Here is a 2180-nt window from a genome sequence, read left to right on the forward strand (position 1 = left end):
GAGCGGGCGTGGGTGCGGGTGCGGGTGGGGTGGCGGGTACTGCTGCGGCTGTGGGTGACGGTGCGGGCGTCGGCATGAGTGGTGGAGCTCCCCCGGGACGGACGGTGCGGCGGTTGTGGCCTGCCGCGTTATAACCAACTGGTTGGTTATAAGTTTCACGTGAAACGGAACGTGCTGTCAACCAAATAGTTGGTTACTCTGGGTGTATGGCAGTCGTCAGGGATCCAGAGGCCACCAAGGCGCGCATCTTCGCCGCGGCCACCGCCGAATTCGCCGCCCACGGCATCGCCGGCGCGCGCATCGACCGCATCGCCCGCGAGGCCAAGGCGAACAAGCAGCTCATCTACGCCTACTTCGGCGACAAGGCCGAGCTGTTCTCCCAGGTCCTCCAGCGAGCCCTGCTCGAACTCGCCTCCGCCGTACCCGTCGACGCCGACGACCCCGACTGCTACGTCGACCGGCTCATGGAGTACCACAAGGCCCACCCCGAGCTGCTGCGGCTGCTCCTGTGGGAGGGGCTCGAATACGGGGAGAACGAGATCCCCCACGAGGCCGAGCGGCGCTCCCGCTACGACTCCAAGGCCGCGGCCTTCGCCACCGCTCAGGAAGAGGGCAAGGTCGACCCCGGGTTGCCGCCGCGGCACCTCGTCTTCCTCATCAGCGCGCTCGCCGGGTGGGCCACGGCCGTGCCGCAGTTCCGCCGGCTCCTCGTCGGCGGGGCGGACGGGGACCTGGACACGCTGCGGGAGTCCGTGCGGACGGCGGCGCGCCGGATCACCCGGCCGGAGGCGTAGCCCGACCGGGCCCGGGCGCAGCCGGCCGGGGTCCGGCCGGGGTCAGTCCGTGCCCACCTTCGACAGCAGGTCCACGATCCGGCCCTGCACCTCCGCGCTCGTCGAACGCTCCGCCAGGAACAGCACCGTCTCCCCGGCCGCCAGCCCCGTCAGCTGCGCCGGGTCGATCCCCGCCGAGGTGTAGACGACCAGCGGCGTGCGCTTGAGCATGCCGCTGGAGCGCAGCCAGTCGACGATGCCCGCGCGGCGGCGGCGCACCTGCATCAGGTCCATCACCACCAGGTTCGGGCGCATCTGCTCGGCGAGCGTCACCGCCTCCGCGTCCGTCGACGCCTGCGCCACCTGCATGCCGCGGATCTCCAGCGTTGCCGTCAGCGCGGTCGCGATCGGCGCGTGCTCCTCGATCAGCAGCACGCGCGGCGGGTGCATCTCGCTGTCGCGCGGCGCCAGCGCCTTCAGCAGCACCGCCGGGTCCGCCCCGTAGGCCGCCTCCCGCGTCGCCTGCCCCAGCCCGGCCGTCACCAGCACCGGGACCCCCGCCGCGCCGGCCGCCTCGCGCAGCGACTGCAGTGCCGTGCGCGTGATCGGGCCCGTCAGCGGGTCCACGAACAGCGCCGCCGGGTACGCCGACGTCTGCGCGTCGACCTCCTCGCGCGAGTGCACGATCACGGGGCGGTAGCCGCGCTCGGTCAGCGCGGCCTCCGTGGACGGGTCCGGAGCGGGCCACACGAGGAGCCGGCGCGGGTTGTCCAGCGGCTCTGGGGGCAGCTCGTCGTCCATCGGGGGGCGCGGCGCGTTCACGACTTCGACCGCACCGCCCGGGCCGTCGAGGGGCTCGGGCCCCTCCGAACCCTCGTCCGGAGCTCCTATGGCGAAGGCACGTCCTGACGGGGCGTCGAGCAGGGGCGGGCGGGGGCCCGGCTGCGGGGTCGGCTGCGCCTGCGCTTGTGCCTGTGCCTGCGGCTCGCGCTCGCCTTCGGCCGGGTTGCCGAGCCGCCGGCGGCGGCCTGAACCGCCGCCCGGCGCGGGCTCCTGGGCGAACGGCGCGGCCTGGCCCAGGGCGCGCACGCTGATCGGGCGCCCCGAGGTGTCCGTGGCCGACGCCGCGGAGGACCCGGCCGCGCCGGGCTCCTCGGCCAGGGCCCGGCGGGCGCGGCGGCGACCCGTCGGGGCGGGGGCGCCTTCCGGCGCGGCTCCGCCGGCGAGCGGCGCCGCACCACCGCCGGGCGCGGGAGCGCCTTCGGCACCGACGGCTACGGGCCCGTTCGGTCCGGGGGCGTCGGGGCCGGCGGGCGCGGGCGCGTTCGGTCCGGGGAACGGCACGGGGCCGCCGCGCCCCGGGGCGTCAGCGGGGGCAGGCCTGTTCTGACCGGGGAAGGGGGTGGG

Annotated in this window: 1 protein-coding gene and 1 pseudogene; one reads left to right on the top strand and one right to left on the bottom strand. The window is 75.3% G+C overall.

The window, feature by feature from the left end:
* Positions 1–206 precede the first annotated feature (206 nt).
* Complete coding sequence (locus ACSNOG_RS32555) at positions 207–794, top strand: TetR family transcriptional regulator (RefSeq protein ID WP_436756307.1); 588 nt, start codon at positions 207–209, stop codon at positions 792–794.
* Positions 795–836: 42 nt separating this feature from the next.
* On the opposite strand, the pseudogene ACSNOG_RS32560 reads toward ACSNOG_RS32555, so the two are convergent.
* Positions 837–2180, bottom strand: a pseudogene (locus tag ACSNOG_RS32560) (hypothetical protein); the annotation flags it as partial.

It is taken from the genome of Streptomyces sp. URMC 124 (genome assembly GCF_051386455.1).
Lineage (GTDB): Bacteria > Actinomycetota > Actinomycetes > Streptomycetales > Streptomycetaceae > Streptomyces.